16 protein-coding genes are annotated in these 18,526 nt (G+C 34.1%); 5 read left to right on the plus strand and 11 right to left on the minus strand.

The window, feature by feature from the left end; genetic code table 11:
* Positions 1 to 35: 35 nt before the first annotated feature.
* Both recG and gldD read right to left on the minus strand, forming a co-directional pair.
* The gene (recG, locus tag QYS48_RS08325) at positions 36 to 2,129 is read right to left on the minus strand and encodes an ATP-dependent DNA helicase RecG (protein WP_308358356.1); all 2,094 of its coding nucleotides are present in this window, start codon (positions 2,127 to 2,129) and stop codon (positions 36 to 38) included.
* Complete coding sequence (gldD, locus tag QYS48_RS08330; protein WP_302122315.1) at positions 2,113 to 2,712, minus strand: gliding motility lipoprotein GldD; 600 nt, start codon at positions 2,710 to 2,712, stop codon at positions 2,113 to 2,115. The genes recG and gldD overlap by 17 nt, the downstream gene beginning before the upstream one ends.
* A 175-nt stretch (positions 2,713 to 2,887) precedes the next feature.
* Here gldD and QYS48_RS08335 point away from each other — a divergent pair, with 175 nt between their 5' ends.
* The 4 genes from QYS48_RS08335 (at position 2,888) to rpiB (ending at position 8,364) form a co-directional block, all read left to right on the plus strand.
* Positions 2,888 to 4,330, plus strand: coding sequence for an aldehyde dehydrogenase (locus tag QYS48_RS08335; RefSeq protein ID WP_308358357.1), 1,443 nt, complete (start codon positions 2,888 to 2,890; stop codon positions 4,328 to 4,330).
* A 99-nt stretch (positions 4,331 to 4,429) separates the two neighbouring features.
* On the plus strand, positions 4,430 to 6,604 hold the full coding sequence (locus tag QYS48_RS08340; RefSeq protein ID WP_308358358.1) for a bifunctional alpha,alpha-trehalose-phosphate synthase (UDP-forming)/trehalose-phosphatase: 2,175 nt from the start codon (positions 4,430 to 4,432) through the stop codon (positions 6,602 to 6,604).
* Positions 6,605 to 6,729: 125 nt separating this feature from the next.
* Entirely contained in the window at positions 6,730 to 7,917 is a 1,188-nt protein-coding gene (locus tag QYS48_RS08345) for a GlmU family protein (RefSeq protein ID WP_308358359.1), read from the plus strand.
* Positions 7,918 to 7,935: 18 nt separating this feature from the next.
* Entirely contained in the window at positions 7,936 to 8,364 is a 429-nt protein-coding gene (gene rpiB / locus QYS48_RS08350; protein ID WP_308358360.1) for a ribose 5-phosphate isomerase B, read from the plus strand.
* A 33-nt stretch (positions 8,365 to 8,397) separates the two neighbouring features.
* Here the strand turns inward: rpiB and QYS48_RS08355 are convergent, their stop codons facing one another.
* The 8 genes from QYS48_RS08355 to QYS48_RS08390 form a co-directional block, all read right to left on the minus strand.
* Complete coding sequence (locus tag QYS48_RS08355; RefSeq protein ID WP_308358361.1) at positions 8,398 to 9,144, minus strand: outer membrane lipoprotein-sorting protein; 747 nt, start codon at positions 9,142 to 9,144, stop codon at positions 8,398 to 8,400.
* Positions 9,141 to 10,412 (minus strand): FtsX-like permease family protein, encoded by a 1,272-nt coding sequence (locus QYS48_RS08360; RefSeq protein ID WP_308358362.1) that lies wholly within the window; start codon positions 10,410 to 10,412, stop codon positions 9,141 to 9,143. The genes QYS48_RS08355 and QYS48_RS08360 overlap by 4 nt, the downstream gene beginning before the upstream one ends.
* Positions 10,409 to 11,572, minus strand: a complete 1,164-nt coding sequence (locus tag QYS48_RS08365) for an FtsX-like permease family protein (protein WP_308358363.1) — start codon at positions 11,570 to 11,572, stop codon at positions 10,409 to 10,411. The genes QYS48_RS08360 and QYS48_RS08365 overlap by 4 nt, the downstream gene beginning before the upstream one ends.
* Entirely contained in the window at positions 11,569 to 12,276 is a 708-nt protein-coding gene (locus QYS48_RS08370; protein WP_308358364.1) for an ABC transporter ATP-binding protein, read from the minus strand. Before QYS48_RS08370 ends, QYS48_RS08365 begins: the two co-directional genes overlap by 4 nt.
* Positions 12,277 to 12,286: 10 nt before the next feature.
* A complete protein-coding gene (locus tag QYS48_RS08375) occupies positions 12,287 to 13,408 on the minus strand; it encodes a hypothetical protein (protein ID WP_308358365.1) in 1,122 nt (373 codons plus the stop codon).
* Positions 13,409 to 13,411: 3 nt separating this feature from the next.
* A complete protein-coding gene (locus QYS48_RS08380) occupies positions 13,412 to 13,981 on the minus strand; it encodes a TetR/AcrR family transcriptional regulator (RefSeq protein ID WP_308358367.1) in 570 nt (189 codons plus the stop codon).
* Between the two features lie 79 nt (positions 13,982 to 14,060).
* A complete protein-coding gene (locus tag QYS48_RS08385; RefSeq protein WP_302102448.1) occupies positions 14,061 to 14,678 on the minus strand; it encodes a hypothetical protein in 618 nt (205 codons plus the stop codon).
* A gap of 19 nt (positions 14,679 to 14,697) precedes the next feature.
* Positions 14,698 to 16,035 carry a GntP family permease gene (locus QYS48_RS08390; RefSeq protein WP_308358368.1) on the minus strand — a complete coding sequence of 446 codons (1,338 nt, stop codon included), beginning with the start codon at positions 16,033 to 16,035 and terminating at the stop codon, positions 14,698 to 14,700.
* 58 nt (positions 16,036 to 16,093) lie between these two features.
* Between QYS48_RS08390 and QYS48_RS08395 the strand changes: the two genes are divergently transcribed.
* A complete protein-coding gene (locus QYS48_RS08395; RefSeq protein WP_308358369.1) occupies positions 16,094 to 17,212 on the plus strand; it encodes a glycerate kinase in 1,119 nt (372 codons plus the stop codon).
* 4 nt (positions 17,213 to 17,216) lie between these two features.
* Here QYS48_RS08395 and QYS48_RS08400 read toward each other — a convergent pair whose 3' ends face one another.
* Entirely contained in the window at positions 17,217 to 17,981 is a 765-nt protein-coding gene (locus QYS48_RS08400; RefSeq protein ID WP_308358370.1) for an outer membrane beta-barrel protein, read from the minus strand.
* Positions 17,982 to 18,526: the final 545 nt, after the last annotated feature.

Here is an 18,526-nt window from a genome sequence, read left to right on the forward strand (position 1 = left end):
TTAAAAGAACAGGTTTTTTTACCTGTTCTTTTAATTTATGAAATTCTACTCCAGTTTAAGTTTTTCTTTTTCTGTTGCTCCACCTGAATTTTAATCAATTTATTTTCTTCTTTTTCCAATTCAGGATCTTTTGTAATTATATCATGGGCACTTTGTCTCGCAATAGATAAGATAGGCTCATCTTCTCTTAAATCCCCTATCATTAAATCAAGCTGACCGCTTTGTTGAGTTCCCATCATATCGCCAGGCCCTCTTAAATTCATATCTACTTGAGCAATTTCAAATCCATCGGTAGTACGCACCATGGTTTCAATACGAGTTCGGGCTTCTTTGCTGAGCTTATAACCAGATACCAATACACAATAGGATTGCTCAGCACCTCTTCCTACTCTTCCTCTAAGCTGATGCAATTGAGCCAATCCAAACCTTTCAGCATTTTCAATTACCATAACTGAAGCATTAGGAACATTAACTCCCACTTCAATAACAGTAGTAGCTACCATAATTTTGGTTTCACCCTTAACAAATCTTGCCATTTCAAAATCTTTATCCTCAGCTTTCATTTTTCCATGCACAATGCTGATAGGATATTGGGGGAAAGATCTCGAAATACTTTCATATCCATCCATTAAATCTTTAAGATCTAATTTTTCAGATTCTTCAATAAGGGGGTAAACGAAATAAATCTGTCTTCCTTTTTCGATTTCTTTTTTGATAAAACCATTCAATTTCAGTCGGTTTGAGTCATACTGATGAATGGTTTTAATAGCTTTTCTTCCAGCTGGTAGTTCATCTATAATGGAAATATCAAGGTCGCCATAAACTGACATGGATAAGGTTCTTGGTATAGGCGTTGCCGTCATTATTAAAACATGAGGTACAAAGTTTTCATTTTTCTTCCACAAGCGAGCTCGTTGTGCTACTCCATACCGATGCTGCTCATCCACTATGGCAAGTCCTAAATTTTGGAACTGAACTACTTCTTCCAGTAAGGCATGAGTCCCAACTAATATTTTTAATTCGCCAGTTTTTAAATCCTCATGAATTTCTCTTCTAGCCTTTGTTTTGGTGGAGCCTGTAAGCAATGCAATACTTACTCCAATTTCATCTGCGAACTCTTTCAATCCTTCATAGTGCTGAGTGGCCAAAATTTGAGTAGGAGCCATTAAGGCCACTTGGGCACCGCTATCAATGGCAATCAAGGAGGAAATAAAGGCAACAATTGTTTTTCCACTTCCCACATCCCCTTGAAGCAAACGATTCATTTGCTTCCCACTTTTGAAATCGGCAAATATCTCTTTTATCACCTTCTTCTGGGCACCGGTAAGTTCAAAGGGAAGGTGATCATTATAAAAAGTGGTTAATAAATCAGTGTTTTGAAAGACCTGGCCTTTGAATTTTTCTAGCCTGACTTGCTTTTGCATCAGTAAGCGAAGCTGCATAAAGAAAAATTCATCAAACTTCATTCTAAATCTAGCTTTCTGCAAAAGCTGTTGATTTTTTGGCACATGAATTTGAGCTACAGCATCTTTCTTACTTAAAAATCCATATTGCTGAATAATTGAAAGAGGAAGTGTTTCAGGGATTCTATTATATGCTTCTTTTAATAATGCTTTTTGAAGCTTAAAAATGGCTTTGCTATCCAAAAATTTCTTCCTCAGCATTTCCGTTGTGGAGTATACAGGTTGCAGAAATTCTTGTTGTGAAAGTGCAGGAGTTAAAACCTCTATTTCTGGATGGGCAATGTTGAATTTGCTGCCAAACCGATTGGGTTGTCCGAAAACTACATATTCAATTCCACTTTTTAATTTAGGACTTATCCAGTTTATCCCTTTAAACCAAACCAGTTCAACGGTGCCTGTATCATCTGCAAACTGAACCACTAATCTTTGTTTTCTTCCGCCTCCAACGATCTGCTTTGATAGGATTTGTCCTTTGATTTGCACATTGGACATCTGGTCATTTAATTCTCGTATGCTATAAAACTTTGTTCGATCTTCATAGCGAAAAGGATAATGCTGTAATAAATCAGCATAAGTGAAAATTTGCAGTTCTTTATTAAGTAAACTGGCTTTTTGAGGACCTACTCCCTTTAAATATTCTATAGGGGTTTTAAAGAATGAAGCCATCCGTTTTCCACTCTAAAGTATTTAAACTGTGGACTATGTCTTTTTTTACATATTCTATCACAGGTGCCAATGAATCATTTGCTGTTGCTGTTCTAAAATATAATGCACCTCTTAAAAAGTGGGTAGTAGAATCTGTAGTGTAAAATTGGAATTGACTAGGCACATCCCCTTTTAATTCAGCTAGCGAAACCTTTTTACCAGAAGGTGTAATCATGATTGTTTCCTGAATAGAACTAGCTTTTATTTGATGTTTTGTAGTGAGTTTGTATGCGTCATCAATATTAGCTCTCAAAGAATCTCTGTTATTATTTAGCGGTTTGTAAGTTATGTGTACTTCAGCTATAAAATCAGGATAAAATAAAGCAAACCAATAACGTTCCCTAATATAAGATGTATCAGGCAGAATTTTAGCGTGCTTTGAATATTCAAATGTGTAAGGGAATGAATCTGGTAAATTTTGATATTGATGAGCTGGCAAATCGATTCTATTATATCCATTAGGTTTGGGATAGTAATCTGATTCACATGCTGCAAATGAGAAGATAGTAATTAAAACTAGACCTAGTAGCTGAGTTAATTTCATATTACAAAGTTAAGTCTTCAAGTTAATCATGCCTTGATAAATAAAAAAAGTTTTATAGGCTTCTGGTCTAATTCATGAGATTTTGAATAAATTTCTTAACTTAAAAAATGCTTTTTATGCTTATCTAGAAATTTTAAGCACTTAAATAGTGTTTTGATTATTAAAGAAATCAGATATGAATACAGAACTTATTGAAAATAAAGAAAAGGAAGATATTACACCTATAGCTAACACCCCTTTAGAAAAGCAAAAAGAAATATTTAAAGCTCAAAAGGCTTTTTTTAATGACCAAAAAACTAAGGGTTATAGCTTTAGGAAAGGACAACTTGAAAAACTAAAATCTATCATTAAGGCTAATGAAGAAGCTATTATGGATGCATTAGCAAAAGATTTTGGTAAACCACCATTTGAAAGCTATGTAACAGAAATTGGGTTTTTATATGATGAAATCAATTTCACACTAAAGCATCTAAGAAGTTGGATGAAACCAAAAAAAGTGAGTACATCACTGGTTCATTTCCCGTCAAAAAGTAAAATTATTTATGAACCCAAAGGAGTTACTTTAATCATAGGTCCATGGAATTATCCTTTTCAACTCCTTTTAGCTCCAGTTGTAGCGGCTATAGCAGCAGGGAATACGGCTATCATAAAACCACCAGAAGAAACACCTCATATATCTAATCTGGTGCAAAAATTAATCTCAGAAAACTTTAATTCAGAGTTTTTGGCTGTGGTAATGGGTGAAGGAAGAGTGGTTGTGCCCCAGTTAATGAAAGAAAATAGATTTGATCATGTCTTTTTCACGGGTAGTGTTCCTGTGGGTAGAATTATAGCGGAACTAGCAGCGCCACAATTAGTACCTACTACACTTGAGCTTGGAGGGAAATCACCAGCAATAATTGATGAAAAAGCAGATTTAACTGTGGCAGCAAGAAGAATCTCTTTTGGTAAGCTATTAAACGCAGGACAAACATGCGTTGCTCCTGATTATTTATTAGTGCATGAAAAAATTAAGGAAGATTTCTTAGATGAGTTAAGAGCTACTATGATGGAGTTTTATGGTATTTCTCCAACTGAAAGTAAAGACCTTACTCAAATCGTTAATCAGAAGAGATATGATACCTTAAAGGCTTACTTAAATGAAGGAAAAATTGTATTTGGCGGAGGATTTGATGATGAAAAGAGAAAGATTGAACCTACTTTGATAGAAGGTATTACTGAGAATGATAAATTATTCCAAGAAGAGATATTTGGGCCAATTCTACCCATTTTTACTTATTCCAAAAATGAGGATGCAGTGGAAATTATCCAAAAAAATCCTGATCCGTTAGCCTTCTACATTTTCACTTCCAATAAGAAAACTGAAAATTATTTCTTAGATCGTATAAGATTTGGTGGAGGTGCAGTAAACAATACTGTTGTCCATCTTGCTAATCCTGAATTACCATTTGGAGGTGTAGGAAATAGCGGAAGCGGAAGCTATCATGGAAAATCAGGTTTCCTGACTTTCTCTAATGAAAAATCAATTCTAAAATCAGGTACTTGGTTCGACTTAAAAAAGAAATACCCGCCATTTGATGAGAATAGCATGAAGCTAATCAAGTTCTTAATGAAATAGGCCATTTTTTATTCCATATTATCTAAATCAAAAATGAATGCCATTTCTCTTATGAATTAAAGGCCATATCAATTAAATTGTATACTTAACTATTTACCTATGGCAAAAACTATAATAGTATCGAACAGGCTTCCGATTCGAATTGAAAAGGAAGATGGACAGAAAGTATATAAAACAAGTGAGGGTGGTTTAGCAACAGGACTTGGATCCATTTATAAAGAAGGCAATAACATTTGGATAGGATGGCCTGGAATTTCATTAAGCCATGAAGAGGAGGAAGAGGTTGAAAAAGAACTGATCAACCGAAACATGAGGCCAGTATTTTTGACGGAGCATGATGTAGATGAATTCTATTTAGGCTTCAGCAATCAAACCTTGTGGCCTGCATTTCATTACTTCATTCATCATATGCGTTTTAAAGATGAAGAGTGGGAAGCCTATTATAATGCTAATAGAAAGTTTGCAGATGCTATTTCAAAATGGTTAGAGCCAGATGATATTATTTGGGTACATGACTATCAGCTGATGTTAGTGCCTAATATGTTGAGAAAGCAATTTCCTAATGTAACCATAGGTTTCTTTCAGCATATTCCATTTCCTTCTTATGAGGTATTCAGAATGATCCCTTGGCGTAAGAAATTATTAAATGGTGTTTTAGGTGCTGATTATATAGGATTTCATACTTACGATGATATGCGCCATTTTCTCAGCAGCTGCCATAGATTAGCTGGTTATAGTTACGAGCGAAATCAAATTCTGGTTAAAAACCGATTAGTGGAGGCAGATTCGCTTCCAATGGGAATAGATTATGATAAATATCTTGAATCTGCCACCAGCCAATTGGCAAAAGCAAAAGAAATATCATATCGCGATTCTCTGGGTAAGCAGGAATTGATTTTATCTATGGATAGACTAGATTATTCTAAAGGTATCCCGGGTAGATTACAAGCATTCGATAAGTTTTTGGAGAAATATCCTGAATATCAAGGCAGAGTCTCTTTATTCTTAATTGTAGTGCCATCCAGAGATCAGGTTGAGAGTTATAAAGCACTTAAAGAACAGGTTGAATTCTTAGTAGGTCATGTGAATGGTAAATATGGAACCATTAATTATGTCCCAGTTCATTTTTACTACAGAAGTTTCCCTCTTGATGATTTATCTGCTTTTTACAGAATGTGCAAAATCGCTATGATTACTCCTAAGCGTGATGGTATGAATCTGGTTTGTAAAGAATTTATAGCAAGTCGTGAAAATGAAGACGGAGTGTTGATCTTAAGTGAGATGGCAGGTGCTTCAAAAGAGCTCTCTGATGCAATTTTGGTTAATCCAAATGATGAAAATGAAATGGTGGAAGCCATAAAAAGAGCACTAGAGATGCCATTAGCTGAGCAGAAACGCAGAATGAAGATCATGCAGGGCACTGTAAAGAAATATACTATTTTCCAGTGGGTAGATTTATTCATGAATAATTTGAAAGACCTCAAAGAAAGACAGCAATCAATGGCTACAAAAAGGCTTGATGATGAGTTGAAGAATTCAATTACTAAAGATTTTAAAAAGGCTAAAAATCCTATCATCTTCCTAGATTATGATGGTACATTAATGCCATTTAATGAAAACCCTGATGATTGTGCGCCAGATGCGGAACTGTCTCAGATTTTACATCAATTAGCAGTAAAAGCTAAAGTAGTAGTGATTAGTGGACGCAAAGCAGCTACACTTGAAGAATGGTTAGATGAGTTCAATATTGATTTGATCGCTGAGCATGGGATCAAAACCAAAAGAGCGGGTGCTAAATGGGAGGTAAATGGAAACTTACAAGAGGATAGCTGGAAGAATGAAGCACGTGATATTTTAGAGTTTTATATTCAAAGAACTCCGGGTTCCTTTCTTGAAGAAAAGGAACATACCTTAGTTTGGCATTATAGAAAAGTAGAAAAGGGATTAGGGGATTTAAGATCAAGTGAATTATCTAGTCATTTAAAACATTTCATGACCAATAAAGGCCTTGATGTTATTGAAGGTGATCATGTAGTGGAAGTAAAACCTTCCGTTATAAATAAAGGAAAAGCAGCGATTGAAAGATTAAAAGGAGAAAAAACAGATTTTATAATGGCTTTTGGTGATGATAGAACGGATGAAGATACATTTGAGGCGCTTCCTAATGATGCTTTATCAGTAAAGGTTGGAAGTGGTTTTTCTTATGCTAAATATGCTGTGGAGAATAATGAGGAAGTTCGTACTCTCCTAGAGAAATTTGTAATGGAAGAATAAAAATTGATGTGTTATTAAACTAAAAGAGCCCATAAAAATATGGGCTTTTTTATTGGATGATTTTTGCTTCTTGAATTTCCTGACTTAATAGACAAATATTTCAATGAAGCTTTTAATTTTGCAACATGAACTATTTACTAATAGAACAAGCCGACTTTAGAAATCAACTTAAGCCCTTTACCTTCACTCGTCCTATTTCTGAAATAAGAGTAGGGATATTAACCATTAGAGAGAAATGGGAAACGCATCTTGAAAGCAATGTCTCACATATTTCTACCCCAGAATTATCTGAGAAATATCCTGCTAAAAGGGATGCTAGAAATATATTAATTAATAGTTCTGTTTGTCCTAACCCTGATTTAGTGAAGGCAATTCAGCTAGGAGCAAGCCTAAAAAAAGATGGAGTTTTAATCTGTGCTGCTGCTACTGAAGAAGAAATAGATTTCTTTAATCCAAGCCAGAAATTAGAAGAGGCTGCTGAATACGATGGTGATATCACAATGATTACTCAGAGCTGGCACATCTTTCAGAAAAATGCTGCAGAGATCAGAAGTGATTTTGATGTCATTACAAAAGGAAGAAATACACAACATGTAAATGATCCACATACCAGAGTTTATGGGGAGAAGAATATATTTATTGAAGAAGGGGCATCGATTAAGGCGGCAATTTTAAATGCTGAAAATGGGCCGATTTATATTGGGAAAAATGCTCAAATTCATGAAGGTGCCATCATTAAAGGGCCATTTGCAATGCTTGATAATTCTCATGTTAATATGGGAGCTAAAATAAAAGGGGATTCAACTATTGGTCCTTTTTGCAAAGTAGGTGGAGAAGTTAGTAACTCTGTATTCTTTGGCTATTCTAGTAAAGGACATGATGGATTCATCGGTAATTCTGTAGTAGGAGAGTGGTGTAATTTAGGTGCTGATACCAATACTTCCAATTTGAAAAATAATTATGCGAATGTAAAGCTTTGGGATTATGCCAAAGGTGGTTTCAAAGACACAGGTTTACAATTTTGCGGTTTGATGATGGGAGATCATTCTAAATGTGGAATTAATACCATGTTCAATACGGGTACTGTGGTGGGCGTAAGTGCTAATATTTTCGGTGGAGGATTTCCACGTAATTTTATTCCATCATTTGCTTGGGGAGGTTCTGCAGGATTTTCAACTTTTCAATTAAAAAAAGCTTTTGAGGTTGCTGAAAAAGTTATGGAAAGAAGAGATAAGGAATTGAATGAAGTAGAACAAAAAATATTAACTACTCATTTTGAGGAAAGTAAGGCGGATCGCTTTTGGGAGAAATAAATAAAAAATTAATATAAAATGAAAGTAGCAATAGGTGGCGATCATGCCGGATTTGATTACAAAAAAAAGTTAGTGGCATTTCTAGAAAAAGAAGGTCATGAAGTTAAAGATTTTGGGCCAGATTCAGATGCATCTGTTGATTATCCAGATCATGTACATCCTTTAGCTGAGGCCGTTGAAAAGAAAGAGCAAACTTTGGGTATTTTGTTGTGTGGTAGTGCGAATGGTGTGGCAATAACAGCTAATAAACATCAAGATATTAGAGCAGCAATTGCTTGGGAGGAAGAATTAGCAGCTCTAGCTCGTCAACATAATAATGCTAATATAATTTGTATTCCTGCTCGCTTTATAGATTATGATAAAGCAGAATCAATTGTCAAAACCTTCTTATCTACTGATTTTGAAGGGGGTAGACACGGAAGAAGAGTGGATAAAATTAGCTGTTAATATTTGAATGGAGCCTCATTTTGAGGCTCCATTTTATCTTTTCAAGGAGGCTTTATTGAAAATATAATCCGGTATTTCTGGATTAAATTCAATATTTAATACAATAAAGTCAGTACCTTCTCCGCTCATCAACATATCCTTATAATTTATTTTGGTAGGGTACCAACGCCCGTCTAATTTCTGAATATCACTTAGGCTAACTCTCTTTAAGAGCTGACCACTTTTGGCAAATAATTCTTCTTTAAGAGGAATGAAGCGTTCAGTATCTACCCAGGTTTTTCTTTTTTGATAGCTAGCATCTTCAACTTTTGCATTTAATTCTAAAATATAGCAATTACGATCTCCTATTTTCTCTTCTCCTATAATCGTGGCATCATATATTTCTATCAGTTCTCTATCTTCCATCATATCCTCATACGATAAATCAGATCCCATCACAGATTGCCTTAACATATGCCCCGATAATTGAATGGTTCTATCTGTTGATGGATTATATATCCATAATTTGTCTTCCAATTTCAGCATTTTAGTACCTTTTTCTCTTTCAGGAGATAAATACTCAGTAAAGGATTTTTCATTTCCTTCTGCATAGCCTTTCGATACAATCTCACGAGTATTACGCTTTCCTCTAATCACCATCTTTGATTCTGTGATGGTTGATTCTGAGTTCATATTTTCTTTTACTCTGTCCAGAATTTCATTAGCTGTAATTTGCCCATGAGCAATAATAGATATAAATAATAAACAGCTGATTAGACTTAATATTTTAAAGGTTCTCATACTTCTAATTCTTTAAATAAGTTGGCAGTTTCTCGTTTATATATTCCCATTCCAGAAAGCATATTGCCTAACACCATTGCCAAAACGCCTGGAATAAAACCAATGTAAATTTGATTAGGGATAATTTTAGCTCGGATAGTTGAGGGCATAATCATACTTGATTTATCCATTAAATCACTTATATCGAGGCCTACTTCTTGCATATAATAAGTAGCGATCAATCCTAGGAAGGTACCAAGTGTACTTCCAATTGCCCCTATCAATACCGCTTCTATTATGGATTTCCGATAAATGCTTCCTTTTGATTCGCCTAGTGCAAGCCTAATTCCATATTCTTTATATCGTCTTAAACCTCCAAGCAAACCAGTATTCCATAAAACAACTGACATCGCAAATATTAGAACTGTGACAATGATTTGAGACATATAATTGCTGTAGGCTAGAATTTCACCTAATCCGTTTTGCTCTTCTAAGCTGAACATTTCTGGAGCAAACTCATCTTCTGAGTTTTTATATTTAGTATTAAAATTTTCAGCAATTGAATTAGCTCGATCACTTTCATATTGACTATTACCAAAATAACCTAATATTTCAGTTGCGCCATCTTCCATGTTTAAGATTTGCTGTGCATCTGAAACATCCATGATAATAGCACCTTTATCAAAGCCTACATTTCCAAATTCAACCGTTCCTGATACTCTATAATTCTGAAAGGCCATACTCCCATACATAGTGGAACCTACATATGTGATTTCATCTCCAATTTTAATATCCAACTTATTTGCAAAGTCATTTGAGATGAGTACATCGCCACTTTTAGTTGGTATGCCTCCTTTGATAACTGAATTCTTAATGTTTAGCCTTTCTATTTCATTATTATCAGAGAGAATTGAAATCGCCATGACTGCAGCGGGGCCCTGGCTTCTGCTATTACCATTTTCATCAGGCACATCTAAAAGCCCCCCGAATTTAATTCTTTGAACCCATTGCATATCAGGATATGCACTCTGAAGTTCTTTTTTAAGTTTTTCGGTGTTTAACAGAGCTAAATCAATCGGTAATTGATCTTTATTTTGCGCGTAGGGCTTACTCATGATCTTTACATGACCCGTTTCAAATCGTGCATTTTGCTGGATTACATCTTGAAAAACTCCTGCCAAATAACCACTTAAAAATACGGTGAGTGTAACGCCTAAAGCTACAATTACAATGGGTAAAAGGCTTCTGTTTTTATCTCGTAATATTCCTTTTAAAATAAACTGTATCATTGCACCTTGCCTTTTAATGCTTCAACGGGATCCATTTTTGCGATATTCCTTGAAGGAATGAAACTAACGATAGTTGCAGAGATAACCACTAATGCAATAGTGCCTATTATCAAGCCAATTGTAAAAGCAGGATAAATACGCTGAGCAATTGTAACTCCCATATCCTGTTGGGTTACATAGTCTGGCATTCCGATACCAGTGCTTGCAAAATACCAGAATATTGGAGCTCCGATTATGGCCCCAATTATGCTGGCCATAATACTGTACATACTTCCTTCAATTGTAAATAATTGAACTACTTGCCAGCGCGTCATACCTAATGCGATATAAGTCCCGATTTCTTTCTGTCTTCTGAAAATAGATAATACTTGAGTATCAAAAATGGCCAGAAGTGCTATTCCTAAAAGCAAAAGATAGAGTATGGAACTACTGGCACTTTTCATTTCAATGATTTCTTGTAATTGCTTTAGTAATTCAGTCTTAGATTTAAAATTCCAGTTTTCAAGATCAGCAGTATTGTAATTTTCATTAGCTACAAAATATGTTGCCTCTCCTTTTAAACCTGTCATTTCCCAAAGTTTTTCAATTGGAATCCAAATCTGACTGACATCTACATTGCTGACATCTGTGTCAAAAATATCGACTATAGTGATTTCAGCTGCATCAAAAGTTCCGTTCTTATCTCGCCATCTTAAAAGTACCTTATCTCCAATTTCTAATTTGTTGGAGTTTGCCATTCTTTTACCAATGATTGCTGGAATATTCGCTTGAGAGGAAGTAAAGGAAGAGGTAGGTAGTTCTAGTAATGTTTGATTTTCTTCTATTCCTTTCATTACAATAGAAATCATTCTACCATTTGGGTAAAGAGATCCTTGCTGAATTAAAATGGGGATAAGATTATCCTTTTTTTGATTGTCTAGATTACCATGAGCATCCTTAATTGAAAAAGGATCAAGTGGATCATAATCATGATGTCTTAATTGACCACTACCATATTCCCACTTTATACTTTCGCGTTGTGCTTGCAAATTCCAGCCATCTAGATACGCATTAAAAAAGATGATGATGATGAATGTGAAGGCCAGAATCCCAACATTTAGCCAAGTGCGTAATCCTGCCCCGACTAAATTCCTGTAAGCTAATTGAAATGCGAGTTTCATGATACAGCTTTTTGAGATGTTATAAGTTCGTCTTTATCGACCCTTCCTCCTTCAAGATGGATGATTCGGTTTAAATACTGCATTACCTTTTCATCATGAGTAGAGAAAAGAAATGTAGTGCCTAGTTCTGCATTAAGCTTTTTCATGGTTTGAATAATGGCATGTGCATTTGCAGCGTCTAAATTAGCAGTGGGTTCGTCTGCTAATACTATCTTAGGTTCTTTTACCATAGCACGGGCAATCGCTACTCTTTGGCCTTCACCTCCTGATAATTTCGAAGGCTTTTTATTAGCAATATTTTCTAACCCTACCCACTCTAGGGCCTGCATTACTGCTTTTCTTCTTTCTTCTTTGCTTTTATTTTGAAGAAGAAGTGCAAATTCAACATTTTCAAAAACTGTATAAACTGGCAGAAGATTATATACTTGAAATATAAAGCCGAGGTGAAGATTTCGAAGTTGAGCCGATTCCTTGTGGCTTAATTCTGCAATATTTTTATTCATGACCCAAGCATTGCCTGATGTGGGTTTATCTAATGATCCAATAATGTTAAGCAAAGTAGTTTTTCCAGAACCACTTGGTCCAACAATACCCGTAAATTCACCTTTTTCAAAATTGAGATTAATATCTCTTAAGGCTGTAAATTCCCCTTCTCCTTCTGGGAATTTCTTGGTGACATTTTCAATTTTTATGATAGGTTCCATGTTCAAGAGTTTAGTGATTATAAACTAACATTAGTCTGACCCCGGGGCCAGAAAAGTTATTGACTAATTCATTTTGTTGAATACCCTGAAAATCCGATGGATTATAGTAGGCCATTAGGTATCCAATGATTTTATTAAACTGATGTTGATAATTAACAAAAAATGTGGTGCTATTGGTATCCCAATTATAGTAAGTAAGACTGCTGATACTATCGAAGAAGCCAAATGGATAATTTAGGCTCATAGCGGTGATATTGGAATAATCACTTGAAAAAGCTTCTTCACTACTACCATAAAGCAGATTTTCTGCAATAATTGTCAATCCATTCCCTAGACCAAAAGTATAGTCTGACCCGATATTTATTAAATTTTGATTGGTTAAAGGGCCAAGGTTTTCTGCTTTATGGATATAAGTTGATTCCACCCAAAAACCGACTATCCAGTCGAGTTTAAGATCTAGAGCAAACCTATTTTCCGCAATTTCCTGGTAAATGGATTCATTTATAAAATTGCTTGCATCTGCTTTTCTGTGATGATAGGTAAGGCCTATTTCACCAGTTAGGATAGGTAATTGCAATCGGCCACCAAATTCAGGGATTTTATCATTAGTAGCAATCGCATCAAAGCCTCGTCTTTTTTCATTACCGTATAAGCCCCACGCCCAGATGTTCGCATTATTTTTGAAATAATACTTACCCATTATACCGTAAACCCCATTGGTTAAAGCTAAGGGATCTCTGGGGTCTATTTGATTAAACCATTGTAAAGGTCTTAGCAAGGTAGAAACACCGAAATCAATTTTCTGTAACCCAATTCGAACTTGATAATTCTGACCAGAATAGCGCGCCCAAAACCTGTAAGGATTTAAAGCGCCATTATAAATTTGGCCTTGAAAGGGATCAGATAAAATAGAGCTATTTAAATCTACAGAAGCCAAAATATCGAAGCTTTTGCCTGAATCTAATGAATGGATATAGTTGATTTCAGGAATATACCTACCCCCTAAGAAAAGGGAGTATTGATTATCAGGACTGAAATTGGTGAAGGCAGATACTTGCCCATTCCAGTTTAGTTGAGCTTTAAGTTGAACTGAAAGTAGAGCAATTAATGATATGATGATGATCTTTTTCATGCATCATCTTTTTACGAATATTCCATAGAAGAAAAAATTGCTTAACTCCATGATCGCTTCATCCATTGAATTGAACATTTTTAGGAAATTTTCATCTTGCATTCTTGCTTTGATTATCCCCAACATGTCCATGATAAATTCAGGCCTCAGATCTTTCCTTACCCATCCTTCTTTTTTGGCTTTTTCAAAATCCTCTAGCATTAAACTCTGACTTTTTATACTGAATTTTTGAATAAGTTCACTTAAAGCGGATTCATCTTCAGTAAGAATTTCATTGATAAATTCTTTGCTTAAATTTTTAGATTCTTGATGCTTTAGATGAAGGATTTCATTTATTTTTTCAGGGAATGGCTTATTAGTACTCATTACAGCATTATACTTTCTGAGATTTTCCTCTAAAATGTCTTCCAATATCTCTTCTGCTGCATGTTCTTTATTTACAAAGCGTCTGTAAAAGGTCATTTTACTTACTCCCGCCTTGTCACAAATCTCTTCTACAGTGACTTTTTTTAAGCCATACTTCCAGAATAAAGATTTAGCACTTGCTATAATTGCTTTTTGACTTTTAGTCATTTTCTAATCAAAATGTGTTACATATTATACGTATTGTTACAAATATAGTTTTATTATTTATAAAAGTAACATTTTGATTTTATAGCTCAGTAATAATATTATGAATTTGATTTTTTGAAACTCCCTTTTTGCTACTTAAGTAATCAACAATTTGAACTTCACTTAACTTGTGGGAGTCGACCAATCCTCTAATGATTGTTTTGAGGTAGTGATGATTTGGAGAGTTTATTTCATCATGAAGATACCCTTGGTTAGTAAAGGTGAAAATCGGAGAATGCTCCTCATTACCAAGATGGAGAAGGTTTCCATACCAACTATTTTCAATGGTAATCAGTGATTTATGTTCTTTTACTTTATTGAGATCAACATTTAATGATTCATTAGTTTTGTTCTCTTGTTTTACCACATCAATAAATTGACTTTTAGTGATCAAGTACATTTTAGCTAATGTATTTGCTTCATTATTGATCTGTGGATTTATAAAACAGACACCTCCGCCACTCCATACTTGTGCACTTTTGGCAAAGTACAATTCATGTGGGATTTCAATTGCCTTTTGATCAACAGGATTTGATTTATCACTACAGCCTTCATATATCTTTTTAGCTCCAGCAGGCTTTCCACCTTTTATGTAACACATAAATCGGTCTTCCGATAGATTCGAACCATAACTTGCATACCAAACATAATCTTGCATAAATCAATAGAAATTAAAATTAAATCAAAATCCAAAACATCAACAAAACCATCAGGAAAGATGAAATGGATAAAAGAATGGTCCCTACGCTAAAGTTTTTTAAAGATTGTTTAACAGACATGCCACTAAACTCTTTTACCACCCAGAAGTAGGAATCATTACTATGGCTCACCATCATAGCACCGGAGCCAATTGCTAATACTAAAAGAGAAATACCTAAAGGATTGTTCAATTCTGAACCTATAATCAATGGAGCAATTATAGAACTAACAATGATCATTGCGGATGTACTGGATCCTTGTGCAGTTTTTATAAAGAAAGCCAATAGATAGGCCATCAATAAGATAATGATAGATTGTTGTGATTCAATCCCCACATTTTCAATAAGTAGATCTGAAAATGCACTATTTTTGATTACTTGTCCGTAGCTTCCACCTAAGCCAGTGATAATCAGAATTGGTCCTGCTTGAGAAATAGCATCTTTAATGATGTCACCTTCAGCATTTGATTTTCTTTTTCTGAGTAAAAATAAACCAATCAGTACTCCAATCCCTAAAGCAATTATCGGATTCCCCATGATTTCTATATATTTAAAGATAAAATATTCATTTTCAGATAACCCAATAAAACTACCTATAGCTATTAATATGATCGGGATTAATAAGGGGGTAATGATGAGGAATGATTGATTTGAAGTTTCTACTTCTTCATGATTGTCGGTTATGTCACTTTGAGCTGTCTTGGCTGAAATATATCTCGCATAAGCAGCGAGAATTAGAACCAAAAAAATACTTATTATTACTCCTAATAGAAATACTAATCCTAATTGATTAGATGCCTGAAAATTTCCAATCACGGCTAATGGACCTGGGGTTGGGGGAATTAAATTATGTGCAATATATAATGAGGAAGCAATGGTAATTGAGGTTGAAATTTTGCTAACACCAGCTTTTTGAGCCAATGATTTGCTAAAATTTGAAAGGATGATATAGGCTACATCACAAAAAACAGGAATGCCTATTAATCCCCCTAAAGAGCTTAGAAGTAAAAATGGCCTTTTTAATCCAAAGGCTTTTAAAAACAATGTAGAAAGGTATTGGATTGAATTCAATTCTTCTAAAATAACAGCCAGAATACAGCCTAATAATATTAGTATCCCTATGTTTGCTAACATATTTCCAAAACCTAGACTTACAATCTTAATAGATTCAGATATTGAATTTCCAAAACCTAATGCAGTAATCATAGCGACTGTAAAAAGCACTAAGGCGGGATGAAATTTAAACTTTGCGGTGCCTATGATAATCAGGAAAATTGACAGAAGGATCCAAAAAATTATAGAATAGAAATTTTCCATGTGGTATGAATTATCGTATTTTCAATCCATTCAATATAAATAATAATTTTTAATCGCTATGAGAATATTAATTGCACCTGATAAATTCAAACATAGTTTATCGGCAGAACAAGTTTGTGAAATCATAGCGAAAAGGCTAAAACAAAAATCTAAAAACATTGAAATAGAGCTTTTGCCATTAGCAGATGGTGGTGAAGGTTCAGCAAAATTAATAGCTAATCAACAGAACGCTAAAAAAATTGATATTGAAGTTCATGATCCTCTCAGTCGAATAATCGAAGCTCATTATTTCATTTCAAATCAAACTGCATTTATTGAAATGGCTGTAGCAAGTGGTTTACAACTGTTAAAAGCTGAAGAACAGAACGTAAAGAAAACCAATACATATGGTACGGGTGAACTGATTTTAGATGCTATAAAAAGAGGATCCAAACATATTATTTTATGCATAGGTGGGAGCGCAACTAGCGAGGGAGGAGTTGGAATGGCCAGTGCTATTGGTTTTAAATTCTTTGACCATTTTGGACATGAATTTATACCTTCAGCAGAAAATTTAGACAATATTAAGTCTATAGCAAAACCTGAAAATGATTTATTAGAAGGAATTCAATTTGATGTGCTCACTGATGTGAATAACCCTTTAATGGGTGAAAATGGAGCGGTTTTTCAATATGCTTTACAAAAAGGAGCAAGTCCTGAAGAATTGCAGCAACTGGATAAAGGAATGCATCATCTTCATGCTTTAATTTTAAAGCAATTTAATTTTGATATTGATACAAAAGCGGGTGCTGGAGCTGCAGGTGGTTTAGGTGGAGGGGCTACATTTTTTTTAAATGCCCATTTACATTCTGGGATAGACTATATCGCAGAGCTGACCCAACTTGATGAAAAAGTTAAATGGGCAGATTTGATTATTACTGGAGAAGGGAAATTAGATGAACAATCCTTTAAAGGTAAAGTAGTATCTGGAGTTCAAAAATCATGTAAAAAATTTAATAAGGAATGTTTGTTATTAGTGGGTTATAATGCCTTGTCAGAAATTGAAAATCTACCAGTAGTTTACAGTTTGACTGAAATAGCAGGAAATCAAAATGAGGCTATAAAAAATCCTCAAGAGTATCTAAAAAGGGCAGTAGATTTAATGATTAAAGAACAGGATTTATTTAATGAAAAATAGTTTATTATTGAACTACTGTTTTAACTTTCATGCCTTTATTTTTCTGACTACTTGGCATAAAATTAAGCCCGAATGTATAGGCTACCGATAAGGAAAGTACATTGTAATTCCCTCTCAAATCATCTATATGAGTAAAATCGCCTAAAGTAGTAACATATTTTTCACCTAAATGAGTTTGATAAAAAGAGTATCTAGCTTCAACTACAAAATAATTATCCCCTACTGATGGAAGAGTCATGCCTGCCCCAAAAATAATTCCGTACTGCAATCTGTTAATGTTTTCTGTATTTAAATTAACAGCGTAATTACTGGAAGCTTGTTCGGGATTGTCTTCAAATTGTGTGTTTCCTTTTCCACTTATCCAATAACTTAATTGAGGACCAGCATTAAAAAAGTATTCAAACTTACCAATTCTTGGGAGCTTTGCAGGGAAACTAATTTCAAATAGTATGGGAGCATCTAAATGAAAGTTTTGATATTCAGTAACAATCGTAGAGTCAATTACAGAGCGAGATTTACGAATGTAATTTAACTCTCCATGTAAACTTATTAAATCTGTTACTCTGAATTTGTACATAAATCCTGTTCCAAATCCTAACTTATTTTTATAAGCAGAAGGTAAATCAGGTGTGTTTTTAGCTGGAGTATATCTAGCTGCATTTATGCTGGCTTTTGGGCCGATATAGAATTGAGTGCCTCCTACATTGTATTGTGCAAATGCAGGTGAAGATAAAAGAAGAACTAAAAAACTAAGGTATAAGAACCGCATTCTTTGTGTTTTGAAATACAGAATTTTATCAAAGATATTAATAAGTTTTAGATTTTATTTTAACTTCTGTATTGAGGTACTACATGCAGTTGATAACTGAAATTTTTAGACTTTAAATTTAACCAAGATTACAGCTGATATCTTTTATTTCATTATTAAGCTTAAAAGTTAAAGATTGTAAATATCTGTATAACAACTATTTAATATTATTTTAATGGGGATTAGAATATTTTTTACTCAATTTAAGATTATAATTTTCTTTTAGTTTTATCAGTAAAATCATACATAAGTTCTTTCTTTTTATAACCAATTAAATCCCATTCAAAATGGTTCTTTTTTTAAATCTACATTAAAGGGTTATCGATCTTGTTAATTAATAGATTAATCGAAATAATGGGCCATTAAATGATTAGTGGAAATTATGTAACTTTCAGTAAGTTGTAATATATAAGGATACATTTCAATTTTATAAAGACTGATACTCGTTAAGTTTGTTTTTAACAATGGCTTTATTCCCATAAGGTAATTATTCAGCAAAGCAAATA

This window comes from Marivirga arenosa, assembly GCF_030503895.2.
GTDB lineage: Bacteria > Bacteroidota > Bacteroidia > Cytophagales > Cyclobacteriaceae > Marivirga > Marivirga arenosa.